Annotated in this window: 2 protein-coding genes; both read right to left on the reverse strand. The window is 68.8% G+C overall.

Translation table 11 applies throughout. The annotated features are described in order from the left end of the window. Positions 1-227: 227 nt before the first annotated feature. Positions 228-551 carry a hypothetical protein gene (locus tag ACFSKW_RS54710; RefSeq protein ID WP_379583840.1) on the reverse strand — a complete coding sequence of 108 codons (324 nt, stop codon included), beginning with the start codon at positions 549-551 and terminating at the stop codon, positions 228-230. Continuing rightward, on the reverse strand, positions 548-1,110 hold a 563-nt coding region (locus tag ACFSKW_RS54715; RefSeq protein WP_379583842.1), incomplete at its 5' end, for an ADP-ribosyltransferase. The genes ACFSKW_RS54710 and ACFSKW_RS54715, both read right to left, overlap by 4 nt.

Consider the following 1,110-nt stretch of genomic DNA (forward strand, 5'->3'; position numbering starts at 1 on the left):
CCGTCGGGCGTGGTGGGTTCGGTGCCGGTGCCGTCGGTGGGCGTGGTCGGCGGGGCGTCGTCGGAGCCTCCCGCCTGGAGGCGGATGGGGCGGCCGTTGCGCCGGTAGCCGATGATGGCGCCGGGGATGGGGTGCAGGGTCATGCGTGTCTCCCGTGCGGGATCGTGGGTTGCCCGTGCGGGCATGAAAAAGGCCCGCACAGAGGCGGGCCCAGACCTTGGGAAATATCAGGCGTCGAGCATGTAGTCCGGCGCGTACAGGGCCGGGTCGAGCAGCTCGGACGCGGGCACGTCACGCGCGGCGCACTCCGTCATCAGCACCCACACGTACGAGGCCGCCGTGGTGCCGGCCGCGGACTCGGTTGGGAGGAATCCGGCGGCGTCGCGGTCGTCGGTCCAGACGTGGCCGACCAGGCGGCCGTCGCGGTCGCGGAGAGCGGCTTTGCGGACGTCGCCCTGTGCGATCGCCTTGTAGCGAGGCGGCGAGAACACTCGGACGGGCTGGAGCGAGTCGGGCCCCCATCGGGGATGGTTGAACGGCTGATCCGTCATCCTGTCCCCTTCTCGCTGCCTGGCCCGTCGTCTGGGCCGTACGGGTCTGGCTCCCAGCCGTCGGGTGGTGTCCATCCGTCCGGCACGATCTCGACTTCCAGGACCCAGCTGTCGAGCTGCTTATACACAGCATGCACGACATAGGTGGCGCCGCGCCGGATGAGCACTTCCAGTTCGACCTCACCGTACTTGGAGACGGGGATGACGTTGAGTGCGGGGTATCCGGCGGGGACGCGGATCATGAGCTGGATCTGGGAGCCGTCGCGGTTGCCCTTGCCGACGCTGGTAGACCAGTAGCCGTCTTCGCGGAAGACCTCTCCGACCAGGGCGTGCATCTGCTCTGGCTTGGTGAGGTCGACGCCGAGGCCGAAGCGTCCGAAGGCGCTGCTGGTCTCCCGGTGCACCAGCACCGGTTCGGGTGTGCGGGAGGAGCCGATGGCAGCGTCGAGGTTGGGCAGCAGCCGGTCGAAGCGCATACGTTCGGCAGCGTTGAGCGGTGCGCCGCGCAGGCCGTTGTTGAGCAGCATGTAGTCGTTGGCGGTGTAGTCGGTGACGGCTT

This window comes from Nonomuraea mangrovi, assembly GCF_042681425.1.
GTDB lineage: Bacteria > Actinomycetota > Actinomycetes > Streptosporangiales > Streptosporangiaceae > Nonomuraea > Nonomuraea mangrovi.

What these genes read in the sequence shown, in the direction of transcription:
- ACFSKW_RS54710 (WP_379583840.1), bottom strand. Translation starts at nt 551, where the DNA reads ATGACGGATCAGCCGTTCAACCATCCCCGATGGGGGCCCGACTCGCTC.